This window comes from Streptomyces sp. NPDC002088 (assembly GCF_040296605.1).
GTDB lineage: Bacteria > Actinomycetota > Actinomycetes > Streptomycetales > Streptomycetaceae > Streptomyces.
The window spans coordinates 1-25,925 of the sequence record NZ_JBEOXO010000006.1; the positions used below are offsets into that span (position 1 = coordinate 1).

Sequence of the window (25,925 nt, forward strand, 5' to 3'; positions counted from 1 at the left end):
GGGCGTCGGGGGCTTGCTGTCGGTGGGCGCCATCTAAACCTGTTTTGTTTTCGCCTTGGGCCTGTTGGAAACCCTCTTTTAAAAAAACGGGGGGGGGGGGGGGGGGGGGCCCTCCCCCCCCCCCCCCGCCCGAACGGAGACCAGAGGTCTCAGGACTGTCAGGGGTGTCTAACGAAGGAAGGGGTCCACCGCGACCGCCACGAAGAGGAGCGACACATAGGTGATCGACCAGTGGAACAGGCGCATCTCCTTCAGCTTGGCGCCCGTTGCCTCGGCCTTCGCCCGGTTCTGCAGGCCGTGCGCCTCCCACAGCCAGAAGCCGCCCGACAGCAGCGCGACCAGGGTGTAGAACCAGCCGGTGTAACCGAGCGGGGTGAGCAGCAGCGAGACGACGACCATCACCCAGCTGTAGAGGACGATCTGCTTGGCGACCACCTTGTTGGAGGCGACGACCGGCAGCATCGGCACGCCCACGCGCGCGTAGTCCTCCTTGACCTTCATGGACAGCGGCCAGTAGTGCGGCGGCGTCCAGAAGAACATGACGAGGAAGAGGATGACCGGCGCCCACGACATGGAGTTCGTGACGGACGACCAGCCGATCAGGACCGGGAGGCAGCCGGCGATGCCGCCCCACACGATGTTCTGCGACGTGCGCCGCTTGAGGATCATCGTGTAGACGACCACATAGAAGAGGAGCGCACCGAGCGACAGCCAGGCCGACAGCCAGTTGACGGTCAGGCCGAACAGCAGCGTCGAGACGACCGCGAGGGTGATACCGAAGACCAGGCACTCGGCCGGGCTGACCATGCCGGTGACCAGCGGACGCTGCGAAGTGCGGTCCATCAGCGCGTCGATGTCGCGGTCGATGTACATGTTCAGCGCGTTGGCGCCGCCCGCGGAAAGGTAGCCGCCGAGGCAGGTCAGCAGCACCAGCTTCAGATCCGGTACACCCTGCTGCGCCAGGAACATCACCGGAACGGTGGTGATCAGCAGCAGCTCGATGATCCGGGGCTTGGTCAACGCCACGAACGCCTTGACACGGGCCCCGAACGGCCGGTGGCCCGGGCTCTGGCTCGTCCCGAGCACCCCCACTGGACGGGATTCGACGGCCGTCACGCACACCCCTGACAGAGACATCCCAGCAAGCCTCCCCGTGTGAAGTCCCGGTAAAGGCTCGCGCGTACCACGCCACTGTAGACGTTGCCCATACCCCGGCCTTCGCGGGGGTGGGGTCGTGTTGAGAGGGGTCGCTCATCAGTCGTACTGAGGCTCGATTGAGCAGTCAGATGAGCGGCTCCGTATTCAGTTGCCAAATGCCATTCGAACCAGTCGGGAGGCGGATCTCCAGGAGTCCCGGCACTCTGTAATGACCAGAAAAAACGCACGTTCTTACGGGGGTAGGCTCGACAACGGCCGGTGGGCGCCCAGTGCACCGGCAGCCGGTGGGCACACGCCCAGAAGACCGGCATTCGACATGTGGAGAGGAGCCCTGACCCAGGGTGAGCACCAAGCCGACCACCACAGACCTCGAGTGGACCGAGTTGGACCAGCGGGCCGTCGACACCGCCCGCGTCCTGGCCGCCGATGCCGTACAGAAGGTCGGAAACGGCCATCCGGGTACGGCGATGAGCCTGGCGCCTGCCGCCTACACCCTCTTCCAGAAGGTGATGCGGCATGACCCCGCCGACCCCGAGTGGGTCGGCCGCGACCGCTTCGTGCTGTCCGCCGGTCACTCGTCCCTGACCCTCTACACGCAGCTCTACCTGGCCGGCTTCGGCCTGGAGCTGGACGACCTGAAGTCCTTCCGCACCTGGGGCTCGAAGACCCCGGGCCACCCCGAGTACGGGCACACCAAGGGTGTGGAGACGACGACCGGCCCGCTGGGTCAGGGTGTCGCCAACGCGGTGGGCATGGCGATGGCCTCCCGATACGAGCGCGGTCTGTTCGACCCGGACGCCCCGCAGGGCGAGTCCCCCTTCGATCACTTCGTCTACGCGATCGCCGGTGACGGCTGCCTCCAGGAGGGCATCTCCGCCGAGGCGTCCTCGCTGGCCGGCCACCAGAAGCTCGGCAACCTCATCCTGCTGTGGGACGACAACCACATCTCGATCGAGGGTGACACCGAGACGGCCGTGTCCGAGGACACCGTCAAGCGGTACGAGGCGTACGGCTGGCACGTGCAGCGGATCGCGCCGAAGCCGGACGGGGACCTGGACCCGCACGCCCTCTACAACGCGATCGAGGCCGCGAAGCAGGTGACGGACAAGCCGTCCTTCATCGCGATGCGCTCGATCATCGCCTGGCCGGCCCCGAACGCGCAGAACACCGAGGCCGCGCACGGCTCGGCGCTCGGCGACGACGAGGTCGCGGCCACCAAGCGCGTCCTCGGCTTCGACCCCGAGAAGTCCTTCGAGGTCGCCGATGAGGTCATCGGCCACACCCGCGAGGCGCTGGACCGCGGCCGCCAGGCCAAGGCGGAGTGGGAGAAGTCCTTCCAGGAGTGGCGCAACAGCAACGCGGAGCGCGCCGCCGAGTTCGACCGCATCGCCGCGGGCGAGCTGCCCACCGGCTGGGAGGAGAAGATCCCGGTCTTCGAGCCCGGCAAGGGCGTCGCCACCCGCGCCGCCTCCGGCAAGGTGCTCCAGACCCTCGGCGCGGTGATCCCCGAGCTGTGGGGCGGCTCCGCCGACCTGGCCGGCTCGAACAACACGACGATCGACAAGGACAGCTCGTTCCTGCCGGCGGACAACCCGCTGCCGGAGGCGAAGCCGTACGGCCGCACGGTCCACTTCGGCATCCGCGAGCACTCCATGGCCGCGGAGATGAACGGCATCGCGCTGCACGGCAACACCCGTATCTACGGCGGCACCTTCCTGGTGTTCTCCGACTACATGCGCAACGCGGTACGTCTGTCGGCCCTGATGCACCTGCCGGTGACGTACGTGTGGACGCACGACTCCATCGGCCTGGGCGAGGACGGCCCGACGCACCAGCCGGTCGAGCACCTGGCCTCGCTGCGCGCCATCCCGGGCCTGAACGTGGTCCGCCCGGCGGACGCCAACGAGACGGCCATCGCCTGGCGCGAGATCCTCAAGCGCTACACGAAGGTGTTCGGCAAGGGCGCCCCGCACGGTCTGGCGCTGACCCGCCAGGGCGTGCCCGTGTACGAGCCCAACGACGACGCGGCCAAGGGCGGCTACGTGCTGTTCGAGGCCGAGGGCGGCGACGCTCAGGTCATCCTGATCGCCACCGGTTCCGAGGTGCATGTCGCCGTCGAGGCGCGCGAGCAGCTCCAGGCCGACGGTGTGCCGACGCGCGTCGTCTCCATGCCGTCCGTGGAATGGTTCGAGGAGCAGGACCAGGGGTACCGGGAGAGCGTCCTGCCGCCGTCCGTGAAGGCTCGTGTCGCGGTGGAGGCCGGTATCGGTCTGACCTGGCACAAGTACGTCGGGGACGCCGGTCGCATCGTTTCCCTGGAGCACTTCGGTGCTTCCGCCGACGGCAAGGTCCTCTTCCGCGAGTTCGGCTTCACTGCCGAGAACGTGGCCGCGAAGGCGCGGGAATCCATCGCCGACGCCCAGCGCTGACGCTCATATACGACACGTAGGAGATGCATTTTCCATGACAGACGCACTGAAGCGCCTCTCCGACGAGGGCGTCGCGATCTGGCTGGACGACCTGTCGCGCAAGCGGATCACGTCCGGCAACCTCGCCGAGCTGATCGACCAGCAGCACGTCGTGGGTGTCACCACCAACCCGTCGATCTTCCAGAAGGCGATCAGCAGCGGTGACGGTTACGAGCAGCAGCTCGCCGACCTCGCCGCCCGCAAGGTCACCGTCGATGAGGCCATCCGCATGATCACGACGGCGGACGTCCGCGACGCCGCCGACATCCTGCGTCCGGTCTTCGACGCGACCGGCGGCCAGGACGGCCGCGTGTCGATCGAGGTCGACCCGCGCCTGGCGCACAACACCGGGGCGACCATCGCCGAGGCCAAGCAGCTGGCCTGGCTCGTCGACCGTCCCAACACGCTCATCAAGATCCCGGCCACCAAGGCGGGCCTCCCGGCGATCACCGAGGTCATCGGCCTCGGCATCAGCGTCAACGTCACGCTGATCTTCTCGCTGGAGCGCTACCGCGAGGTCATGGACGCCTACCTCTCCGGCCTGGAGAAGGCCAAGGAGCGCGGCCTGGACCTGTCGAAGATCCAGTCGGTGGCGTCCTTCTTCGTGTCCCGCGTGGACACCGAGATCGACAAGCGGCTCGACGCCCTGGGCACCGACGAGGCCAAGGCCGCCCGCGGCAAGGCGGGCGTCGCCAACGCCCGGCTCGCCTACCAGGCGTACGAGGAGGTCTTCTCCTCCGACCGCTGGCTGGCCCTCGACAAGGCGCAGGCCAACAAGCAGCGCCCGCTGTGGGCCTCGACCGGCGTCAAGGACCCGGCGTACAAGGACACGCTGTACGTCGTCGAACTGGTGGCGCCGAACACGGTGAACACCATGCCGGAGGCCACCCTGGAGGCCACCGAGGACCACGGTGAGATCCGGGGCAACGCGATCGCCGGTACGTACGAGCAGGCCCGCGCCGAACTCGACGCGGTCGAGAAGCTCGGGATCTCGTACGACGACGTGGTCCAGCTGCTGGAGGACGAGGGCGTCGACAAGTTCGAGACGTCCTGGAACGACCTGCTCAAGTCGACCGAGGCGGAGCTTCAGCGCCTCGCCCCTTCGGAGGGTTAAAACGTTGTCAAGCAGCAACCCGCTGCGTGACCCCGCCGACCGACGGCTCCCGCGTATCGCGGGGCCGTCGGGCCTGGTCATCTTCGGCGTCACCGGCGACCTGTCGCGCAAGAAGCTGATGCCCGCCGTCTACGACCTCGCCAACCGCGGGCTGCTGCCGCCGGGCTTCTCGCTCGTCGGTTTCGCGCGCCGCGAGTGGCAGAACGAGGACTTCGCGGCGGTGGTCCACGACGCCGTCAAGGAGCACTCCCGTACGCCGTTCCGCGAGGAGGTCTGGCAGCAGCTCATCCAGGGGATGCGCTTCGTCCAGGGCACCTTCGACGACGACGAGGCCTTCGAGCGGCTGCGCGGCACGATCGAGGAGCTCGACAAGGCGCAGGGGACGGGCGGCAATTTCGCCTTCTACCTCTCGGTGCCGCCGCGTTCCTTCCCGGTGGTCATCCAGCAGCTGAAGAAGCACGGTCTCGCCGACCAGGCGAGCGGCTCCTGGCGGCGTGCGGTCATCGAGAAGCCCTTCGGCCACGACCTGAAGTCGGCCGAGGAGCTCAACAAGGTCGTGCACGAGGTCTTCGGCTCGGACCAGGTCTTCCGCATCGACCACTACCTGGGCAAGGAGACCGTCCAGAACATCCTGGCGCTGCGCTTCGCCAACACGATGTTCGAGCCGATCTGGAACCGGTCCTTCGTGGACCACGTGCAGATCACCATGGCCGAGGACATCGGCATCGGCGGCCGCGCCGGCTACTACGACGGCATCGGCGCCGCCCGTGACGTCATCCAGAACCACCTGCTCCAGCTGATGGCCCTCACCGCGATGGAGGAGCCCGCCTCCTTCGACGCGGACGCGCTCGCCGCGGAGAAGACCAAGGTGCTCGGCGCGGTACGACTGCCGAAGGACCTGGGCAAGGACACCGTGCGCGGCCAGTACGCGGAAGGCTGGCAGGGCGGCGAGAAGGTCATCGGCTACCTGCAGGAAGACGGCATCGACGCCAAGTCGAAGACCGACACCTACGCCGCGATCAAGGTGGGCGTCGACAACCGCCGCTGGGCGGGCGTGCCGTTCTACCTCAGGACCGGCAAGCGCCTCGGCCGCCGCGTCACGGAGATCGCGGTCGTCTTCCAGCGCGCCCCGCACTCCCCCTTCGACACGACGGCCACCGAGGAGCTGGGCCAGAACGCGATCGTCATCCGCGTCCAGCCCGACGAGGGCGTCACCGTCCGCTTCGGCTCGAAGGTGCCGGGCACGTCGATGGAGATCCGGGACGTGTCCATGGACTTCGCCTACGGCGAGTCGTTCACGGAGTCGAGTCCTGAGGCGTACGAGCGGCTCATCCTGGACGTGCTGCTCGGCGACTCGAACCTCTTCCCGCGCACCGAGGAGGTCGAGCTGTCCTGGAAGATCCTCGACCCGATCGAGCAGTACTGGGACAAGCACGGCAAGCCCGCGCAGTACCCGTCGGGCACCTGGGGACCGGCCGAGGCGGACGAGATGCTCGCACGAGACGGACGGAGCTGGCGCCGGCCATGAAGATAGACCTGACGGACACCACCGCCAGCAAGATCAACAAGGCCCTCGTCAAGGGCCGCCGAGCCATCGGCACCCCGGCCGTCGGCATGGTGCTCACCCTCGTCATCGTCACCGACGAGGAGAACGCCTACGACGCCCTGAAGGCCGCCAACGACGCCTCGCGCGAGCACCCCTCGCGCACGCTCGTGGTCATCAGGCGCGTCTCCCGCTCGCCCCGTGACCGCACGAAGTCCCGCCTTGACGCCGAGGTGCGGGTGGGCGCGGACGCGGGCACCGGCGAGACGGTCATCCTGCGGCTGTACGGCGAGGTCGCCGACCACGCCCAGTCGGTCGTCCTGCCGCTGCTGCTGCCCGACGCCCCCGTGGTCGTCTGGTGGCCGGTCAACGCGCCCCTGGACCCGGCCAACGACCCGCTGGGCGCCCTTGCCCAGCGCCGGGTCACCGACACCTACGCCGCCGAGCAGCCGGTACGGGAGCTGTCCGCCCGCGCCGACGCCTACACGCCCGGCGACACGGACCTGGCCTGGACCCGCATCACCCCCTGGCGTTCGATGCTGGCCGCGGCCCTGGACCAGGTGGTCTGCGAGGTCAAGGCGGTCGAGGTGGAGGGCGAGGAGTTCAACCCGAGCTGTGAGCTGCTCGCGATGTGGCTCGCGGACCGGCTGGACGTCCCCGTCAAGCGCTCCCTGTCGTCCGGCCCCGGCCTGACGGCGGTCCGCCTGGCCACCGACCACGGCCCGATCGCCCTCGACCGCGGGGACGGCACGCTGGCCACGCTGTCGATCGAGGGCCAGCCGGACCGTGCGGTGGCGCTCAAGCGGCGGGAAACCGCAGAGCTGATCGCGGAGGAGCTGCGCCGACTCGACCCGGACGACACCTACGCCTCGGCGCTGCGGTTCGGGGTGGACCGGCTGCACGCGGCGCCGACTGCCGCGCAGGAGCCGGTGGCGGAAGCGTCGGCGGCGGCGCAGGAGCCGGTGGGGGAAGCGCCTGCGACCCCTGCGAATAAGACGGCCGCGAACAAGACGACCGCGAAGAAGGCCCCGGCGAAGAAGGCGGCGGCGAAGTGAGCACTCCCCAGCTGGTCGTGCACCACGACAAGGAGCTGATGGCGCAGGCCGCCGCGGCCCGGCTGATCACGAAGATCGTGGACGCACAGGCCTCCCGGGGTTCGGCGTCCGTGGTCCTCACGGGCGGCCGCAACGGCAACGGGCTGCTGGCCGCACTGGCCGTGCAGCCGGCCCGGGACGCCATCGACTGGGGCCGCCTCGACCTGTGGTGGGGCGATGAGCGGTTCCTGCCGGAGGGCGACCCCGAGCGCAATGTCACGCAGGCCCGCGAGGCGCTGCTGGACTCGGTGCCGCTGGACCCGAAGCGCGTGCACGCCATGCCCGCGTCGGACGGTCCCTACGGCGCGGACGCGGACGCGGCAGCAGCCGCCTACGCGGAGGAGCTGGCCCGCGCGGCCGGCCCCGAGAACCACGGTGCGGTGCCGACTTTCGACGTCCTGATGCTGGGCGTCGGCCCGGACACCCACGTGGCGTCGCTCTTCCCGGAGCTGCCCGCCGTACGGGAGACCGAGCGCACGGTGGTCGGTGTCCACGGCGCGCCCAAGCCCCCGCCGACCCGCGTCACCCTCACCCTCCCGGCGATCCGGGCGGCCCGTGAGGTGTGGCTGCTGGCGGCCGGCGAGGACAAGGCGAACGCCGCGGCGATCGCCCTGTCGGGCGCGGGCGAGATCCAGGCCCCCGCGGCCGGCGCGTACGGCCGGCAGCGCACCCTGTGGCTGCTGGACTCGGCGGCGGCCTCCCAGCTGCCGCGCTCGCTGTACCCGCCGGCGTCGCCCTGACGGCGGTCCCGGCCCCTTTCGGAACCCGTACGGTCAACGGCCGTACGGGTTCCGGCCGTTGTAGGGGTTCCGCGGGGGCGGGGCGTACGGGTTTCCCTGGGGGTACGGGTCTCCCTGGGGGTGTCCCTGCCGCGGTACGTACGTCGGTGGCAGCGTCGCCGGGTGCGCGCCGAGGCGGATGCCGTAGCGCCGCTTGAGCCGGCCCATCTCCAGCAGCGAGACGGCCGTGACGGTGACCGGGGCACCCAGGATGAAGACGATGCCCAGCTTGAGGCTGAGGCCGTGCAGGTCGCTGGTGACGAGGTCCGGGACGGCCATCAGCCAGGTCGTCACGGTGGCCAGCAGCGGCGGCAGGGTCGTGCGCAGTGCTCCTGATGGCCTGTGCATCCTTGGTGCGACTGGGTATCACGGGGTGGTGCCCAATGTGGTGCGATCAGGCTTTTGTGGCACTTTCCAGTGACTGTGCGTACCCGGGACGCAGGAACGTGACGGTGCACCCGGTAGCAGTGCGTGTCACTGCGAGGCCGGTGGGAGCAGCAATCACGATTCCGGTCTCCTTGAGAATCCGCCCCGTGCCCAGGAAAGCGACGCGGGGTCCCCGCCCCGCCCGGGTCCACACCGGAGCGGAAAGTGTCCGGCGGGGCGGATACCCCAGCCTCCGAATCGCCGCAGCCAGCAGCGCCACAGGCGGCAGGTACCGCTCACGATGAGCACCCGTACCGCACCCTGCGGCGACGGCCCACGGTCCACCGGCAGGCGTCCAAATCCCGCCCGGCACGACGGACCGCTTCCCGGCATCCAGGAAAACCCAGGATCGCCCAGGGAACCTCAGCTCATCAGCGACGCTGCGGTGCACCGCGGCGGTGCCGAAGAAGTTCGCCGTGATGCGCAGGGTGTCGGCGCCCACGAAACCGACCATCCACAGCGCCAGAAAGCCCAGCGGGATGATCATGAGGCTGCCGCCCAGAGAGCCCGTGTTGATCGTCAGGGAGTCTACGGGAAGCGGGCGGCCGCGCGCCGCCCGCTTCCCGCACCGTGGTCACTGCCGGCCGCGCAGCTTCCGGTAGGTGGCGACGAGGGCCTTGGTGGATTCGTCCAGGCCAGGGACGTCCGCGCCCTCGGTCAGGGCGGGTTCGACGCGCTTGGCGAGGACCTTGCCGAGCTCGACGCCCCACTGGTCGAAGGAGTCGATGTTCCACACCGCGCCCTGGACGAACACCTTGTGTTCGTAGAGGGCGACGAGCTGGCCGAGGACCGACGGGGTCAGCTCGCGCGCCAGGATCGTGGTGGTGGGGTGGTTGCCCTTGAAGGTCTTGTGCGCCACCAGCTCCGCGGGCACACCCTCCGCCCGTACCTCGTCGGGGGTCTTGCCGAAGGCAAGCGCCTGCGTCTGGGCGAAGAAGTTGGCCATCAGCAGGTCGTGCTGCGCCTTCAGTTCGTCGCCCAGTTCGGCGACCGGTTCGGCGAAGCCGATGAAGTCCGCCGGGATGAGCTTCGTGCCCTGGTGGATCAACTGGTAGTAGGCGTGCTGCCCGTTGGTGCCCGGCGTGCCCCACACCACCGGCCCGGTCTGCCAGCCGACCTCGCGCCCGTCGCGGTCGACGGACTTGCCGTTGGACTCCATGTCCAGCTGCTGCAAGTAGGCGGTGAACTTGGAGAGGTAGTGCGAGTAGGGCAGCACCGCGTGCGACTGGGCGTCGTGGAAGTTGTCGTACCAGATGCCCAACAGGCCAAGGAGCAGCGGCACGTTGGCCTCGGCGGGCGCGGTGCGGAAGTGTTCGTCGACGAGGTGGAAGCCGTCGAGCATCTCGCGGAAGCGGTCCGGGCCGATGGCGACCATCAGGGAGAGGCCGATCGCGGAGTCGTACGAGTAGCGCCCGCCGACCCAGTCCCAGAACTCGAACATGTTGGCCGTGTCGATGCCGAAGTCGGACACCTTCTCGGCGTTCGTCGACAGCGCCACGAAGTGCTTGGCAACGGCCTCCGGCCCGGCCCCCAGGCCGCTCAGCAGCCAGTTGCGGGCCGAGGTGGCGTTGGTGATGGTCTCGATGGTGGTGAACGTCTTCGACGCGATGACGAACAGCGTCTCGGCCGGGTCGAGGTCGCGGGTGGCCTCGTGCAGGTCGGCGCCGTCCACGTTGGAGACGAAACGGACGGTCAGATCGCGGTCGGTGTAGGCGCGCAGCACCTCGTACGCCATCGCCGGGCCCAGGTCGGAACCGCCGATACCGACGTTGACCACGTTCTTGATGCGCTTGCCGGTGTGGCCGGTCCACTCGCCCGAGCGGACTCGGTTCGCGAAGGCGGACATCCGGTCGAGGACGGCGTGCACGGCGGGCACGACGTTCTCGCCGTCGACCTCGATCACGGCGTCCCGCGGAGCGCGCAGCGCGGTGTGCAGCACCGCCCGGTTCTCGGTGGTGTTGATCTTCTCGCCGCGGAACATGGCGTCCCGCAGGCCGAAGACGTCGGTGGCGGCGGCCAGCTCGCGCAGCAGCCGCAGCGTCTCGTCGGTGACGAGGTGCTTGGAATAGTCGATGTACAGGTCACCGACCTGGAGCGTGTAGCCGCTGCCCCGGCCGGGATCGGTGGCGAACAGATCCCGCAGATGGGTGTCGGCGAGCTCCTCGCGGTGCTTGGCCAGAGCAGTCCACTCGGGCGTCTGATTGAGCCTGGTACGGCCGTCTGCGTTCATATCCGACTTCAGCCTTCTTTCCTGCCTGTCCCTGCTGCGTACCTTGCCCCGCTACCGCTTCCAACCTAATTGATCAGTCGAGCGGCGGCGCAACTACAGGTACGTCCGGCTGACGTCCGCGTGTCAGCGTGGTGAAGGACAGGACGGAGAAGGCATGAAGTCCGGGCGGGCATCTCGCGATGTCCGACCGGACCTCAGTTCCTAGATCTCGCCCCGCAGTTTGGCGAGCGCCTCGGCGAGGATCGCCTCGCCGTCCGCGTCGCTGCGCCGCTCCCGCACATAGGCGAGGTGCGTCTTGTAGGGCTCGGTGCGCGGCGGGTCCGGGGGGTTGTCCCGGTCCTGACCGGCCGGGAAGCCGCAGCGCGGGCAGTCCCAGGTCTCGGGCACCTGTGCGTCGCTGGCGAAGCTGGGCTGCGTCTCGTGCCCGTTGGAGCACCAGAAGGAGATGCGCAGCCGCGGCGCTGACTCGCCGCGCTCGGCCTCGCCCATCGGCCCCGCCCCGACCCGGCTTCCTCGGATCGCGTTGCCACTTGCCACGGTGTAACTCCCTGCGTGATGGTGCCGCGAAGCGAGTCGGCGTTTCGCTTCACTGCGAGCGCCTCAGTCTACGTAAGGCCCAACGCGCGTCCAGTGATTGGAGTTACAGCCCCCACACCCAGACGCAAGCCCCATGATAGGCCGCGCTCAGCTGCGCGTACCGAACATGGGGCCTTACGCACGAAATGTGCTTGCGCGCACTCCGTCGATCAGCTGTTGCCCTTCATCAGGATGCCGAGCACGATGATGGACGCGAACCACAGCAGACCGATCACCAGGGTGATGCGGTCGAGGTTGCGCTCGGCGACCGAGGAGCCGCCGACGGACGACTGCATGCCGCCACCGAACATGTCGGAGAGGCCGCCGCCCTTTCCCTTGTGCATCAGCACCAGCAGCATCAGCAGCAGGCTGAAGACGATCAGGGCGATCGAGAACCCCAAAACCACGGCTGGACCAACTTCCTCGGAACTGGATGGACGACGGGGGCCGGACTCGGAAAGAGCCCCGGCCCCCGCAAGGGTACGACGGATCGCCGCTACCGCATACTCACAGATCGACTCACCGGTCGACTCGTGGATCGACCCACCGGTCGATCCATTGGTCGATTCAATGGTCGACTCACTGGTCGCGGAAGCGCACGATCTTGACGAACTCGTCGACGTCCAGCGAGGCACCGCCGACCAGGGCGCCGTCGATGTCGGCCTGCGCCATGATCTCGGCGACGTTGCCCGACTTCACGGAGCCGCCGTACTGGATGCGGACCTTGTCGGCCAGCTCCTGCGAGTACAGCTCGGCGATCTTGCCACGGATGGCGGCGCAGACCTCCTGGGCGTCCTCGGTGCCGCAGACCTTGCCGGTGCCGATGGCCCAGACGGGCTCGTAGGCGATCACGATCGACTCGGCCTGCTCGGCCGGGAGGTCCTTCAGACCGCCCTCGACCTGCGCGAGGGTGTGGGGGACGTGGTTGCCCGCCTCGCGGACGTGCAGCTCCTCGCCGACGCACAGGATCGGGGTCAGGCCGTGCTTGAAGGCGGCCTTGGCCTTGGCGTTCACGATTTCGTCGGTCTCGTTGTGGTACTGGCGGCGCTCGGAGTGGCCGATCGCCACATACGTGCACTTGAGCTTGGCCAGCATCGAGCCGGAGATCTCGCCGGTGTAGGCGCCGGAGTCCTGCGCCGAGACGTCCTGGGCGCCGTACTTGATCCTGAGCTTGTCGCCGTCGACCAGCGTCTGCACGGAGCGCAGGTCGGTGAAGGGCGGCAGGACGGCGACCTCGACGGCGTCGTAGTCCTTGTCGGCCAGGGCGAAGGCGAGCTTCTGGACGTGGGCGATGGCCTCGAGGTGGTTGAGGTTCATCTTCCAGTTGCCGGCCATCAGCGGCGTGCGAGTGGTCATACGGGGTCAGTCCTCCAGTGCGGCGAGGCCGGGGAGCGTCTTGCCCTCGAGGTATTCGAGGGAGGCACCGCCGCCGGTCGAGATGTGGCCGAATGCCGACTCGTCGAAGCCCAGGATGCGCACGGCCGCGGCGGAGTCGCCACCGCCGACGACCGTGAATGCCTGGGAGTCGATGAGGGCCTGGGCGACCGCCTTGGTGCCCTCGGCGTAGTCGGGGTGCTCGAAGACGCCCATGGGGCCGTTCCAGAAGACGGTGGCCGCGTCGGCGAGCTTCGAGGCGTACAGCTTGCGGGTCTCCGGACCGATGTCCAGACCCTCCTGGTCGGCCGGGATGGCGTCCGCGGCGACGGTGGTGGGGTTGGCCGGGGCCTTCGTCTTCAGGTCCGGGAACTCCGTGGAGACGAGGACGTCGACGGGCAGGACGAGCTCGACGCCGGTCTTCTCCGCGCGCTCGATGTACTCCTTGACGGTCGGGATCTGGTCCTCCTGGAGGAGGGAGATGCCGACCTCGTAGCCCTTGGCCTTGAGGAAGGTGTAGGCCATGCCGCCGCCGATGAGCAGCCGGTCGGCCTTGCCGAGCAGCTGGTCGATGACGGCGAGCTTGTCGGAGACCTTGGCACCGCCGAGGGCGACGACGTACGGGCGCTTGACGTCCTCGGTGAGCTTCTTCAGGACGCCGACCTCGGTGGCGATGAGGTAGCCGGCGTAGTGCGGCAGGCGCGCGGGGAGGTCGTAGACGGAGGCGTGCTTGCGGTGAACGGCGCCGAACCCGTCGCCCACGTAGACATCGGCCAGGGCGGCGAGCCGGTCGGCGAACTCGCCGCGCTCGGTGTCGTCCTTGGCGGTCTCGCCGGCATTGAAGCGCAGGTTCTCGATGACCGCGACCTGGCCGGGCTGGAGGCCGTTCACCGCGTCGTGGGCGGCGGGGCCGACGGTGTCCTGGGCGAACGCGACGGGCGCGCCGAGGAGTTCACCGAGGCGCTCGGCGGCGGGCAGCAGCGAGAAGGCCGGGTCGGGGGCGCCCTTGGGGCGGCCCAGGTGCGAGGCGACGACCACCTTGGCGCCCGCGTCCGCGAGGGCCTTGACGGTGGGCAGGACGGCGCGGATGCGGCCGTCGTCGGTGATGACGCCGTCGGCCAGCGGCACGTTGAGGTCGGCGCGGACGAAGACCCGCTTGCCGTCCACGCCTTCGGCGAGAAGTTCGTCGATCGTCTTCATAAAGGGACTCCTAGGGAAGCTCTTCAGATCCGAGAGGGCTGATCGATCAGTACGCAGCGCAGGGCTCGGACAGCGCGGCTTTGCGCTGCCCGAGCCCTGGCTCACGGAGGTTCCTGCCCGCTCTGGGACTTAGAGCTGGCCGCCGACGAAGACCGTGAGGTCGACGAGGCGGTTGGAGTAGCCCCACTCGTTGTCGTACCAGCCGAGGATCTTCACCGAGTTGCCCTCCTGAACCATGGTCAGGGAGGAGTCGAAGGTGCAGGAGGCCGGGTCGCTGACGATGTCCGAGGAGACGATCGGGTCCTCGGTGTAGGCCAGGTAGCCCTTGAGGTCGCCGTCCTCGGAGGCCTTCTTGAACGCGGCGTTGACCTCGTCCTTGGTGACCTCGCGCTGCAGCGTGACGACCAGGTCGGTGGCCGAGCCGGTCGGGACCGGGACGCGCATGGCGATGCCGTCCAGCTTGCCCTTGAGCTGCGGGAGGACCAGGGCGGTGGCCTTGGCGGCGCCGGTGGTGGTCGGGATGATGTTCTCGGCGGCGGCGCGGGCGCGACGCAGGTCCGAGTGCGGGAAGTCCAGGATGCGCTGGTCGTTGGTGTACGCGTGGACCGTCGTCATCAGGCCCTTGACGATGCCGAAGTTCTCGTCGAGAACCTTGGCCATCGGCGCCACACAGTTGGTGGTGCAGGAGGCGTTGGAGATGACGTGGTGGTTGGCCGCGTCGTACTTGTCCTGGTTGACGCCCATCACGATGGTGATGTCCTCGTCCTTGGCCGGAGCCGAGATGAGGACCTTCTTGGCGCCGCCGGCGATGTGCTTCTCGGCGTCGGCCTTCTTCGTGAAGATGCCGGTCGACTCGATGACGATGTCGACGCCCAGCTCGCCCCACGGGATGTCCGCGGGGTTGCGCTCGGACAGGACCTTGATGGTGTGGCCGTCCACGGTGATCGTGTCGGCGGTGTGCGACACCTCGGCCTTGAGGCGGCCCAGGATGGTGTCGTACTTCAGCAGGTGAGCGGTTGTCGCGGTGTCACCCAGGTCGTTGACAGCCACGATCTCGATGTCTGCACCCTGCTCCAGCAGCGCGCGGAAGTAGTTACGACCGATGCGGCCAAAGCCGTTGATGCCTACGCGGATCGTCACGAACCGATCTCCTCGTTGGTACGCCGGTTTCGACGCCGGCGAGCTGTATGGGATGTCCCCGACCGCCTACGACCCTACCTCCCTGAGGCCCCCGCAGTGACATTGAGATGCCCCATACACGGCGAGGCGGTCCGTACCCGCCAGTAGGGGTACGGACCGCCCGCTATGTTCATGCCATTTTCACACAGGGTCACCCGGTGAGTGCGCTGAGCGCCTTGCCGATCAGGGCCGTGCGGTCGGCGGCCGCGGTGACGTGCTCCAGACCGAAGCCCAGCAGCACCGTGTCGTCCGTGGTGACCGCTCCATAGGTCTGGAACAGCGCTCCGGTGCGCGTCCAGTCCTTGAGGACGGCCGGGCTGCCCGCGGGCGGCCCGGCGACCTGCCAGTCGCCCAGGGACGTCTCGAAGCCCTCGGTCCCGGTGGTCGTGCCGCCGACGACGAGCGCGGCGTCGTCGGCGAGGACGCCGTGGCCGCCGGTGCCCGGGTCGGTGACGTAGCTGAGGGAGACCTCGACGGACTTGCCGGCGTACGCGCTCAGGTCGAAGTTCACCTGCTGCCAGCCGCTGGAGGCGCCGGTGAGGGCGTTCCAGGAGCCGCTGGTGCCGGTCGCGGTGCAGTCGTTCGACGTCAGGGTCAGGTAGTGCTTCAGCCAGGGGTGCTCACCGACGTAGAACCCGGCCCCGCACTCCGCCGGGACCTCGGTGCTGGTGGCGCCGCCCGCCTCGGGGAGCGTCGTCCAGTCCTCGGCCCCCACGGTGTGCGCCTCGGCCAGCGCGTTGTCGTAGCCCGGCTCGGTGTCCCACAGGAGCTGGGTCCGCAGGGTGGGCTTGTCGGCAGCGCTGACACCGGTGAGGTCGATGGTGCGCGTGAGGCGCTTGTAGGCGTCGTCGGTGTGGACGGCGGCCGCCATGTAGGAGCCCGAGTACGGCCCGTACGGGTTCACGGTGCCGACGAACTGGCCCGCGCCCGCGCTCGCGAACTGCGGATACGTGGCGACGGACAGCTCGTCCGAGGTGACCTTGTACGTACCCGCCCGGTCGAGCGGGTTGCCGGACGCGGCGCCGAGCGCCCCGCCGGCTCCGGCGAGGTCGCCGGAGCCGGTGAAGCCGGTGGCGCCGGGGGTCGACGTGCGCGAGTAGGCGCCGAGGTAGTACTGGCTGAAGTCGTTCGACGGGGTGCCGTCACCGAGGTCGACGCTGCCGCCGGCCAGCTCGCCCGCCTCGATCAGCTTGCCGCCCTCGTTGAGGAAGGCGCGCAGCTGGAGCTGGGTGGGGTTGCCCGGGACGCTCGCGCCCGTGTAGTGGACGACCGTCCTGAAGTGGTCCAGCACGCCGAGCGCGTCGGGCGCGCCCAGGGTGGCGACGTCCCAGACGATCGCCTTGCGGCCGTTGGCCTTCAGCGCGTCCACGTACGTCTGCGCCTGTGTGGCGGCCGCGCCCTCCTCGGCGACGACGAGCGTGTCGGCCTTGGGCCGCTCGGCCACCGTGTAGGTGAAGTGCTCGCTGGAGGTGGGTTTCCCGCTCTTCGTCTCGCCGGTGAACCACACCTCGACCTTGTCGCCCGGCTCACCGTCCTGGACCTTGGCCCGGTACTCGTCGAAGTAGAGGTTGTCGTCACCGCCGTACGTCTCGCCGCCCTTCCAGGGCTTGAGCGCCTGGTCGAGCGTGCGGCCGCCGCTGACGCGGTACTTGAGCTCCTTGTCGCGCACCGCCTTGCGGGCGACGACAAGAGACCTCCTGGTCGGCGCCGCGCGAGTACGACGTCGAGAACGCGGCCGGGGTGAAGTCGGCGGCGCTCAGGCCGACCGAGGACGACGGCTGGTCGGGGTGGGCGGCGGTCTCGGCGACGGAGAGCGCGAACGGGACGTTCTTGGCGAACTCCTGCTGGATCAGCTTCTCGTCGTCCGGGAAGTTGAAGACCGACTGGCAGTCGGAGGCGTTCCAGGTGTCGGCCGGGTCGAGGTTCGAGGCGGTCTGACAGGTCGACATCTCGGGGGTGAACATCGCCATGCCGTTGACGTTGCCGGCGTGGCCGTCCGCCTCGCCGTTGGTGGTGTACAGCTCCGAGGAGACCTGCGGGTGGTAGCCCGGTACGGCGGAGTTGTCGGGGGTGCCGGCGAGTGCCTTGTAGAGGACGTCGTCCGGGGTCGGGGTGGCGACCTGCCAGCCGACGCCGTAGAGGAGGAGTTCGGCGGCGGAGTGGTAGTTGATGCCGTACGCAAAGCCGATGCGCTTCTCGAAGGCGTCCAGCGCCTGGGTCTCGGGCTCGGAGGCCGGGGACGCGCCGCGGTAGGTCTCGCTCGTGGGGTTGGGGGACGAGCCCTCGTCGTCGTAGCCCCACTTGTAGGCGAAGTTGCGGTTGAGGTCGACGCCGTCGCCGGCGCTGATGGCGCCGTCGCCGTTGACGTCCCGCAGGTTCTTGCGCCACAGGCGCGTGTCGGAGTCCTGGAAGGTGTAGTCGTAGCCGTCGGGGTTGGCCGACAGGACGAACCACAGCTCGGTGGAGTCGACGATCTTCTTGATGCGTTTGTCGGTCTTGTAGTTGTCCAGGTAGTAGTGGAGCAGCCGTCTGGTCATCTCCGGCGTGATCCACTCGCGCGCGTGCTGGTTGGACATGTACAGCACGGAGGGCTTGGAGCCGTCCTTGGACTTCTTGGCGCCCTTGGTCAGCTTGAGCGCGAGGATGTCCTGGCCGTTGATCGTCTTGCCGATGGAGACGACCTTCGTGAGGTCGGGGTTCTCCTGGCCGGTCCTGACGATCTCCTCCTTCAGGCCGCCGCTGCCGCTGTACGGGCGGAACACGCCCTCGGCGGCGGCATCGACGCGGTTCTCCGCCTTGGCCGACAGAGTGTGCTCGGTGAGGTCGACGCCCTGCTTCTCCAGCTTTTTCGCCTGGTCGTCGGTGAGGTAGACCTCGACGTCGGCCGTGCCCTTGTCGGGTGCCTGTTCGCCGAGTTCGTGGCCGTCCTGTCCGGCGGCCAGCAGCAGGGGTACCTGCTGCTTGGTGACTTCGGCGCGGTAGACCTTGACCTCGTCCGTGTCGGACGCCGGTGCCGAACTCCCGGTCTGCGCCTGGGCGATGGGTGCGATGCTCGCTCCGCCGATCAGGAGCGCGCCGACAGCGAGGATCGATCTCGCTCTGTGTCTCATGAACCCCCCTAGCAGTGGTTCGCCACGACAGCGGCGAACACTTGCCAGGCTCATGACAGTCCATGATCGAGTCAAGGGTGCGCCAAGGACGGACAAACGCCGGTGCCTACGTCCCAAGCAGGCTTCGGCACCGGCGTGTTGCGGGCTTTCGGGTCAGCCGACGAGGTTGTCGGCCAGCTCCTCGGAGATGTTGGCCTCTGTGCCCGGGATGCCCAGGTCGGAGGCGCGCTTGTCGGCCATCGCCAGCAGCCGGCGGATCCGGCCGGCGACGGCGTCCTTGGTCAGCGGCGGGTCGGCGAGTGCGCCCAGCTCCTCCAAGGAGGCCTGCTTGTGCTCCATGCGCAGCCGGCCGGCGGCCGCGAGGTGCTCGGGGACCTCGTCGGCGAGGATCTCCAGGGCGCGCTGGACGCGGGCACCGGCGGCGACGGCGGCGCGGGCGGAGCGGCGCAGGTTGGCGTCGTCGAAGTTGGCGAGACGGTTCGCCGTGGCGCGCACCTCGCGGCGCATCCGGCGCTCCTCCCAGGCCAGCACGGACTCGTGCGCGCCGAGGCGAGTGAGCAGGGCGCCGATCGCGTCGCCGTCCCGGACGACGACCCGGTCCACGCCCCGGACCTCGCGGGCCTTCGCCGCGATGGACAGGCGGCGGGCGGCGCCGACGAGCGCGAGCGCGGCCTCGGGGCCGGGGCAGGTCACCTCCAGGGAGGAGGAGCGGCCGGGCTCGGTCAGCGAGCCGTGCGCCAGGAACGCTCCACGCCAGGCCGCCTCCGCGTCACAGGTCGCCCCGGAGACCACCTGCGGGGGCAGACCGCGGATCGGCCGGCCCCGGCCGTCCACGAGGCCGGTCTGCCGGGCCAACTGGTCGCCGCCGGCGACCACGCGCACGACGTAGCGCGAGCCGCGGCGCAGACCGCCCGGTGCCATCACGATCAGCTCGGAACTGTGGCCGAAGATCTCCAGGATGTCCCGCTTGAGCCGGCGGGCCGCCATCGCGGTGTCCAGCTCCGCCTCGATCACGATGCGCCCGCTCACCAGGTGGAGGCCGCCGGCGAACCGCAGGATGGCGGAGACCTCCGCCTTTCTGCAGCAGGTCCGGGTGACGGGGAGCCGGGAGATCTCATCCTTCACCGCTGCCGTCATCGCCATGGGCCGATCCTTCCATGCATCCGAAAAATACGGTCGTACGCGGCGGCGAGGAGCTCCGGGTCGTGTCGCGAAGTCCCATCGGCCCGGGCCACGGGCGCCAGCTCGACCGCGGCCCCGAACCGTTTGGCGGCGTCGGTCAGCGAGTCGCGGTCGGGCACGGCGGCCTCGTCGGCCAGCACCACGTCCAGGGCGAGTTTAGGGGCGTGTCGTCCCAAAACCTCCAAATGACGCTGCGGGGAGAAGCCATCGGTTTCTCCGGGCTGCGGTGCGAGGTTCAGGGAGAGCACCCGGCGCGCCTTGGTCTCCGTGAGCGCGTCCAGGAGTTCGGGCACCAGCAGGTGCGGGATGACCGAGGAGAACCAGGAGCCGGGGCCGAGCACCACCCAGTCCGCGTCCCGTACCGCGGCGACGGCCTCGGGGACGGCGGGCGGGTCGTTCGGTACGAGGTGCACGGACTGCACCTCGCCGGGGGTGAGGGCGACCGTCGCCTGGCCGCGGACGGTGTCGACCTCGTCGGGCCGGTCCGGGTCGTGCCCCTTGACCAGGGCCTGGAGCTCCAGGGGCACGGCGGACATGGGCAGCACGCGCCCGTGCGCGCCAAGGAGCTTGCCCACCAGGTCCAGGGCCTGGACGTGGTCGCCGAGTTGCTCCCACAGGGCGACGATCAGCAGATTGCCGACCGCGTGCTCGTGCAGGTCGCCCTGGGACTGGAAGCGGTGCTGGATGACACGGGCCCACGTCTGGCCCCAGTCGTCGTCGCCGCACAGGGCGGCCAGCGCCTTGCGCAGGTCACCGGGCGGCAGCACGCCCAGCTCGTCGCGCAGGCGGCCGCTGGAGCCGCCGTCGTCGGCCACGGTGACGACGGCGGTGAGGTCACCGGTGATCCGGCGCAGCGCGGCGAGCGAGGCGGACAGGCCCATGCCGCCGCCGAGGGCGACGACCTTGGGCTGGGTGCCGCGGCGGCGCGGCTTGCCGCCACGGGCCTCGACCGGCCGGCTCACGCGCCCCTCCGGTACCACCCTGCGCAGTCGGCTCAGCCGCGGAGTACGTCCCGTCATTCCCGTCCCATGTCCCGGTGCACGACCACCGTCTCCACGCCCTCGGCCGCGAGCCGCGCGGCGAGCTTCTCCGACATCGCGACGGAACGGTGCTTCCCGCCCGTACAGCCGACCGCGATGGTCACATAGCGCTTGCCCTCACGGCGGTAGCCCGCGGCAACCAGCTGGAGGAGCTCCGCGTAGCGGTCGAGGAACTCCTTCGCGCCGGGCTGGTTGAAGACGTACGCCGCCACCTCCTCGTTGACACCGGTGAAGGGGCGCAGCTCCGGGACCCAGTGCGGGTTGGGCAGGAAGCGCATGTCCACGACCAGGTCGGCGTCGACCGGGAGGCCGTACTTGAAGCCGAAGGACATCACGGTGGCCCGCAGCTCGGGCTCCTCCTCGCCGGCGAACTGGGCGTCCATCTTGGCGCGCAGCTCGTGCACGTTCAGGCTGGAGGTGTCGATCACCAGGTCGGCGTCGCCGCGCAGCTCGCGCAGCAGCTCGCGCTCGGCGGCGATACCGTCGACGATACGGCCGTCGCCCTGGAGGGGGTGCGGGCGGCGCACCGACTCGAAGCGGCGCACCAGGGCGTCGTCGGAGGACTCCAGGAAGACGATCCGGCGCGTGACACCCCGGGTGTCGAGGTCCGCGAGGGACTCCCGGAGGTTGTCGAAGAAGCGGCGGCCGCGTACGTCGACGACTACCGCGATCCGCGCCACGTTGCCCTGGGAGCGGGCGCCGAGCTCCACCATGGTGGGGATCAGGGCGGGCGGGAGGTTGTCGACGACGAACCAGCCGAGGTCCTCCAGACACTTGGCGGCCGTCGAACGGCCGGCCCCCGACATGCCGGAGATGATCACCAGCTCCGGGATGGCCGCGTCGGGGATCCCGGGCGGCGCGCTGTCCGTACTCACCTGTGCTCCGTTTTCCTGGCGTGCGTCCTGCTGGGGTGCATCCTGCTGGGGGGGATTCTCGCTTGTTTCCCTGGGCGTCTGATCTCGCTGCGCTGTGGGCTGTGTCTCGTGTTCGTTCATGGTTCCTGCCCCCGTCGTTCGTCCGGGGCGCCCGCGGTCACGGGCTCCCCCGAGGCGCCCGCGGTCGTCTCGGGCGTCCCGACTTCCTCGTCTTCCATGATCTCTCCAGTAGCCGTGTTCACGGCGGGGGCGGCCGGGGCCGCCTGGGCGAGGGCCACGGCGATGGTCTCGGCCGTCTTGCGGCCTATGCCTGGCACCTCACAGATCTGGTCGATTGTCGCGGATCGCAGCTTCTTCACCGAACCGAAGTGCTTGATCAGCGCCTGCTTGCGCGTGTCTCCGAGGCCCGGTACGTCGTCCAGAGGGCCGGCCCTGAAGCGCTTGGCGCGCTTGGTGCGCTGGTAGGTGATGGCGAAGCGGTGGGCCTCGTCGCGGACGCGCTGGAGCAGATAGAGGCCCTCGCTGGTGCGGGGCAGGACCACGGGGTCGTCCTGGTCCGGCAGCCAGACCTCCTCCAGACGCTTGGCCAGGCCGCAGACGGCGATGTCGTCGATACCGAGCTCGTCCAGGGCCCGCTTGGCCGCCGCGACCTGCGGCTGTCCGCCGTCGACGACGACGAGCTGGGGCGGGTAGGCGAAGCGCTTGGGACGGCCGTCGTCCTCGGTGAGGGTGCTCCCGTTGCCGATCTCGCCGTCGGACTCACCGTCGGTCTCGCCGTCGGTCCACTCTCCCGTCCGCTCCTTCTCGGCCAGGTAGCGCCGGAAGCGGCGGGTGATCACCTCGTGCATGGAACGGACGTCGTCCTGGCCCTCGAAGCCCTTGATCTGGAACCGGCGGTACTCGCTCTTGCGCTGCAATCCGTCCTCGAAGACGACCATGGAGGCCACGACGTCGTCACCCTGGAGGTGGGAGATGTCGTAGCACTCGATCCTGAGGGGGGCGCTGTCGAGTTCGAGGGCGTCCGCGATCTCCTCCAGGGCGCGTGAGCGCGTGGTCAGGTCGGAGGCACGCTTGGTCTTGTGCAGGACGAGCGCCTGCTGCGCGTTGCGCTCCACCGTCTCCATCAGGGCCCGCTTGTCGCCGCGCTGCGGGATGCGCAGCGAGACGTTGGAGCCGCGGCGTCCGGTCAGCCACTCCTGCACGGGCTCCACGAGCTCGGGCAGGGCCGGGACGAGGACCTCCTTCGGGACGGCGTCCCCGGTCTCCTCGCCGTAGAGCTGCTGGAGCGCGTGCTCGACGAGGGCGCCGGTGGTGATCTCCTCCACCTTGTCGGTCACCCAGCCGCGCTGGCCGCGCACGCGTCCGCCGCGGACGTGGAAGATCTGGACGGCCGCTTCCAGCTCGTCCTCGGCGACCGCGATGAGGTCGGCGTCGGTCGCGTCGGCGAGCACGACCGCGTTCTTCTCCATGGCCTTCTTCAGGGCCTCGATGTCGTCGCGCAGGCGGGCGGCCCGCTCGTACTCCATCTCCTCGGCCGCCTCCATCATCTGCTTCTCCAGGCGACGGAGGTACGCGCCCGTGCGGCCGGCCATGAAGTCGCAGAAGTCCTCGGCGAGTTCTCGGTGCTCCTCGGTGGGGACACGTCCCACACAGGGCGCGGAGCACTTGCCGATGTAGCCGAGCAGGCAGGGGCGGCCGGTGCGGGCGGCGTTCTTGAAGACGCCGGCCGAGCAGGTGCGCACCGGGAAGACGCGCAGGAGCAGGTCGACCGTGTCCCGGATGGCCCACGCGTGCGCGTACGGCCCGAAGTAGCGGACGCCCTTCTTCTTGTGACCGCGCATCACCTGTACGCGCGGAAACTCCTCGTTCATCGTCACCGCGAGGTACGGGTAGCTCTTGTCGTCGCGGTATTTGACGTTGAACCGGGGGTCGTACTCCTTGATCCAGGAGTACTCCAGCTGCAGCGCCTCGACCTCCGTGGACACGACGGTCCACTCCACGGACGCGGCGGTCGTGACCATCGTCCGGGTACGCGGGTGCAGGCCCGCCAGGTCCTGGAAGTAGTTCGCCAGGCGCTGGCGCAGGCTCTTCGCCTTCCCGACGTAGATCACCCGGCGGTGCTCGTCACGGAACCTGTACACCCCGGGAGAGTCCGGGATCTGTCCCGGCTTGGGGCGGTAGCTGGAGGGGTCGGCCATGTCTCACACCCTACTGGCGCACAGTGACACTCCGGCGAGGCTGTGGACAACGCCAGGGAGGTCCGGGAGGTCCGGGTTCAGCGGCCGGCCGCCCACCTGGAGCCGGCCGGCGGCGTCCCCGTGTCCCGGAGGTGGCGGACCTCGGGACCGGCGTCACCGGCGCTTCTGGCTCCGCTGGGGCGGAGGATCGTGAGCAGGCCGCGGAGGATCGTAAGCAGGGCGCGGAAGATCGTAAGCAAGCCGCCGAGCGCTGCCGGAGTGGTCCGGGGCGCATCGCACAGCTCCAGCCGCCGACGGGACGGCGATCAGGCGCCGATGGCCCCGGCCATCGCCGGCACCGGCCGTGTCAGGCCATGTCGGCGGTCGGCCGACTGCTCGGTGACGGTGCGCACCGCGTCGGTGACCCAGGCAACTTCCGGCACGAGTCGGCCACCGGGGCACACTCCCGCGCCCCTCTTCGCGTGCACCTACCCAGCGTGCCTCGACGACGCCACCCCGTCAGCGTTTGACAGCCCGGCGACCGTCGGGCGTCGGCCGTCGGACAGCGCACGCTCCCGGATCGGCCCGCTCCGCGGCTAATCGTCGTGCGCGCCAGTCCCTACCGATGCGCTGTCTCAGCATCGATGACAGCGCCCGGCTCCTTGTCGCCGTGTCGGCACTGTCGGTGCGCACGATCAAGGACGTGCCGGGCGGCTGGACGGCTACGGCACCGACGCGACGGAGGACCTGGATGTCACGGTGCGGACTCGGCCAGAAGGACGCCGCGGTTGGGCATCAGGTGTTGTCGGGACTTGGTCAACACGCTTCAATGCGGGGGAACTCGGGGCCATGAACGACGGCGTACGGATGTGAAGGCTCCCCACGCCGACGCGGTGGCCCCGAGCACCCCCCGCGAACGGTCTGACCAGCCGTTGTGACCTTCATAGAAAGGCCCCTGCATGCCGCACGCCACACAGCACGCGGACGTCGCTGTCGACGTCGCCACCGCGGAACTGGACACGGCCCTGCGAGGCGGCCCCTTTCACGTCGCCCTGCGGGCCGCGATCGCGGCCCGCGGACTGCCGCTGCAACGCGTGCAACACCATCTCTCGCGCTACGGAGTGAAGGTCGGCGTCACGAGCCTGAGCTACTGGCAGCAGGGCGCCCGCCGCCCGCAGCGCCCCGAGTCGCTGCGCGCCGTCCGGGCGCTCGAGGAGATCCTGCAACTCCCCGAGGAGTCACTGATCCGACTGCTCGCCGAACCCGACGAAGGCACCCTCGGCGACCGGCCGTCGTCCCGCTCCTACCGCTCCCTCGTCGCGGCCTCGGGAGTCCTCGAACGGCTGCTGACCGAACTGGAGTCCCCACTCGACAGCGGGCTGCACACCCTTGGACACCACGAGCGGATACGGATCGGCGCACGCCGCGAGCTCCTGGGACGCGAGTCGCACCACATAGTGCGCGCCCACCGCGACGGCGTCGACCGCTTCGTGGCCGTCCACCACGGCGACCAGGGATGCGCGCCGGAGCGCATGGTGGTGCAGGCCCTGGAGAACTGCCGTACGGGCCGGGTCCGTTGGCACCACGACACCGGTGTACTCGTGGCCGAACTGCTCTTCGACACCCGGCTGCGCTCCGGCGATACGTTCCTCTTCCGCTACGGCATCGAGGACGGCACGGCCGGCGCCTCCCGCGAGCACGTCCGCGAGTTCGGCATGGCGGGCGGCCAGTACGCCCTCGAGGTGCGCTTCGACGAATACGCGCTGCCGATACGCTGCCACCGGTTCACCCAGCACTCGGTGGCGGCCCCGCGCAGCGGCCGTCAAGAACTGGCGCTCAGTCGGCGGCACCGCTCGGTGCACCTCGTCGAACCCCGGGTGCGCTCGGGGATCGTGGGCATCGGGTGGGACTGGGAGTGAGCGAACGGGCGCTCCCGGCCCGCCCGCGGATCAGGCCTCCGGCCCCGCGACGATCCTGCCGCCCTTGACCTCGACCGGCAGCTCCTTCAGCGGCACGGTGGCCGGGTCGTGCAGCACCTCGCCGGTCAGGGCGTCGAACCTACTGCCGTGACAGGGGCAGACGAGGGTCGTCCCCTCCAGCTTGTTGATGGGGCACAACGCGTGCGTGCAGATCGTGCTGTACGCCTTGAGGGTGCCGTCGTCGCGCCGGCCGACGACGACATTGTGGTCCCGGTACAGCTTGGCGCTCCCCTTGGCGATCTCGCTCTCGGCCCCGACCTCGACGGGCGCGGTCGGGCCGGCGGACGAGGCCTGCCCGGTCGAACAGGCGGCGAGACCGAACCCGGCGACAGGCGCGACGGCCGCCCCTCGCAGGAGGGTGCGGCGGCTCGGGACGGGACGGCCGGGCATGAGGAACTCCATGTGTCAGCGGGCGGTGCTT

General features: G+C 69.6%; 20 protein-coding genes and 1 pseudogene. 6 read left to right on the top strand and 15 right to left on the bottom strand.

Translation table 11 applies throughout. The features are described from left to right. Positions 1-168: 168 nt before the first annotated feature. Positions 169-1,122 carry a heme o synthase gene (locus ABT114_RS14370; RefSeq protein WP_351142995.1) on the bottom strand — a complete coding sequence of 318 codons (954 nt, stop codon included), beginning with the start codon at positions 1,120-1,122 and terminating at the stop codon, positions 169-171. A 377-nt stretch (positions 1,123-1,499) separates the two neighbouring features. Here ABT114_RS14370 and tkt point away from each other — a divergent pair, with 377 nt between their 5' ends. From tkt to pgl, 5 genes are read left to right on the top strand one after another with little or no spacing between them, the layout of a single operon-like run. Next, positions 1,500-3,587, top strand: a complete 2,088-nt coding sequence (gene tkt, locus ABT114_RS14375) for a transketolase (RefSeq protein ID WP_351142237.1) — start codon at positions 1,500-1,502, stop codon at positions 3,585-3,587. 34 nt (positions 3,588-3,621) lie between these two features. After that, on the top strand, positions 3,622-4,740 hold the full coding sequence (gene tal, locus ABT114_RS14380; protein WP_351142239.1) for a transaldolase: 1,119 nt from the start codon (positions 3,622-3,624) through the stop codon (positions 4,738-4,740). Positions 4,741-4,744: 4 nt separating this feature from the next. Continuing rightward, the gene (zwf, locus tag ABT114_RS14385) at positions 4,745-6,268 is read left to right on the top strand and encodes a glucose-6-phosphate dehydrogenase (RefSeq protein ID WP_351142241.1); all 1,524 of its coding nucleotides are present in this window, start codon (positions 4,745-4,747) and stop codon (positions 6,266-6,268) included. Beyond that, complete coding sequence (gene opcA / locus ABT114_RS14390; protein ID WP_351142243.1) at positions 6,265-7,338, top strand: glucose-6-phosphate dehydrogenase assembly protein OpcA; 1,074 nt, start codon at positions 6,265-6,267, stop codon at positions 7,336-7,338. Before zwf ends, opcA begins: the two co-directional genes overlap by 4 nt. Beyond that, positions 7,335-8,117 (top strand): 6-phosphogluconolactonase, encoded by a 783-nt coding sequence (pgl, locus tag ABT114_RS14395; RefSeq protein ID WP_351142245.1) that lies wholly within the window; start codon positions 7,335-7,337, stop codon positions 8,115-8,117. Before opcA ends, pgl begins: the two co-directional genes overlap by 4 nt. 33 nt (positions 8,118-8,150) lie before the next feature. On the opposite strand, the gene ABT114_RS14400 is transcribed toward pgl, so the two are convergent. The 13 genes and pseudogenes from ABT114_RS14400 to uvrC form a co-directional block, all read right to left on the bottom strand. Then, complete coding sequence (locus ABT114_RS14400) at positions 8,151-8,504, bottom strand: hypothetical protein (protein WP_502988327.1); 354 nt, start codon at positions 8,502-8,504, stop codon at positions 8,151-8,153. A 46-nt stretch (positions 8,505-8,550) separates the two neighbouring features. Beyond that, positions 8,551-9,069 (bottom strand): hypothetical protein, encoded by a 519-nt coding sequence (locus tag ABT114_RS14405; protein WP_351142247.1) that lies wholly within the window; start codon positions 9,067-9,069, stop codon positions 8,551-8,553. 87 nt (positions 9,070-9,156) lie between these two features. Beyond that, complete coding sequence (pgi, locus tag ABT114_RS14410) at positions 9,157-10,812, bottom strand: glucose-6-phosphate isomerase (RefSeq protein ID WP_351142249.1); 1,656 nt, start codon at positions 10,810-10,812, stop codon at positions 9,157-9,159. Between the two features lie 201 nt (positions 10,813-11,013). Continuing rightward, the gene (locus ABT114_RS14415; protein ID WP_007448238.1) at positions 11,014-11,301 is read right to left on the bottom strand and encodes an RNA polymerase-binding protein RbpA; all 288 of its coding nucleotides are present in this window, start codon (positions 11,299-11,301) and stop codon (positions 11,014-11,016) included. Between the two features lie 257 nt (positions 11,302-11,558). Next, entirely contained in the window at positions 11,559-11,795 is a 237-nt protein-coding gene (secG, locus tag ABT114_RS14420; RefSeq protein ID WP_351142251.1) for a preprotein translocase subunit SecG, read from the bottom strand. 172 nt (positions 11,796-11,967) lie between these two features. Continuing rightward, entirely contained in the window at positions 11,968-12,744 is a 777-nt protein-coding gene (gene tpiA, locus ABT114_RS14425) for a triose-phosphate isomerase (RefSeq protein ID WP_351142253.1), read from the bottom strand. A gap of 6 nt (positions 12,745-12,750) precedes the next feature. After that, the gene (locus ABT114_RS14430; RefSeq protein WP_351142254.1) at positions 12,751-13,962 is read right to left on the bottom strand and encodes a phosphoglycerate kinase; all 1,212 of its coding nucleotides are present in this window, start codon (positions 13,960-13,962) and stop codon (positions 12,751-12,753) included. A gap of 129 nt (positions 13,963-14,091) precedes the next feature. Continuing rightward, complete coding sequence (gene gap / locus ABT114_RS14435) at positions 14,092-15,102, bottom strand: type I glyceraldehyde-3-phosphate dehydrogenase (RefSeq protein ID WP_147962891.1); 1,011 nt, start codon at positions 15,100-15,102, stop codon at positions 14,092-14,094. Between the two features lie 190 nt (positions 15,103-15,292). Next, positions 15,293-18,251: pseudogene (locus ABT114_RS14440) on the bottom strand (M14 family metallopeptidase). A 153-nt stretch (positions 18,252-18,404) separates the two neighbouring features. Beyond that, a complete protein-coding gene (whiA, locus tag ABT114_RS14445; protein WP_351142255.1) occupies positions 18,405-19,394 on the bottom strand; it encodes a DNA-binding protein WhiA in 990 nt (329 codons plus the stop codon). Continuing rightward, positions 19,385-20,452 carry a gluconeogenesis factor YvcK family protein gene (locus tag ABT114_RS14450; protein ID WP_351142256.1) on the bottom strand — a complete coding sequence of 356 codons (1,068 nt, stop codon included), beginning with the start codon at positions 20,450-20,452 and terminating at the stop codon, positions 19,385-19,387. The genes whiA and ABT114_RS14450 overlap by 10 nt, the downstream gene beginning before the upstream one ends. Beyond that, the gene (rapZ, locus tag ABT114_RS14455) at positions 20,449-21,468 is read right to left on the bottom strand and encodes an RNase adapter RapZ (RefSeq protein WP_351142258.1); all 1,020 of its coding nucleotides are present in this window, start codon (positions 21,466-21,468) and stop codon (positions 20,449-20,451) included. The genes ABT114_RS14450 and rapZ overlap by 4 nt, the downstream gene beginning before the upstream one ends. Beyond that, complete coding sequence (gene uvrC, locus ABT114_RS14460) at positions 21,465-23,546, bottom strand: excinuclease ABC subunit UvrC (RefSeq protein WP_351142260.1); 2,082 nt, start codon at positions 23,544-23,546, stop codon at positions 21,465-21,467. Before uvrC ends, rapZ begins: the two co-directional genes overlap by 4 nt. Before the next feature lie 938 nt (positions 23,547-24,484). Here uvrC and ABT114_RS14465 point away from each other — a divergent pair. Further along, the gene (locus tag ABT114_RS14465) at positions 24,485-25,444 is read left to right on the top strand and encodes a hypothetical protein (protein WP_351142262.1); all 960 of its coding nucleotides are present in this window, start codon (positions 24,485-24,487) and stop codon (positions 25,442-25,444) included. A 30-nt stretch (positions 25,445-25,474) separates the two neighbouring features. Here ABT114_RS14465 and ABT114_RS14470 read toward each other — a convergent pair whose 3' ends face one another. Further along, a complete protein-coding gene (locus tag ABT114_RS14470; RefSeq protein ID WP_351142263.1) occupies positions 25,475-25,894 on the bottom strand; it encodes a Rieske (2Fe-2S) protein in 420 nt (139 codons plus the stop codon). Positions 25,895-25,925 lie beyond the last annotated feature (31 nt).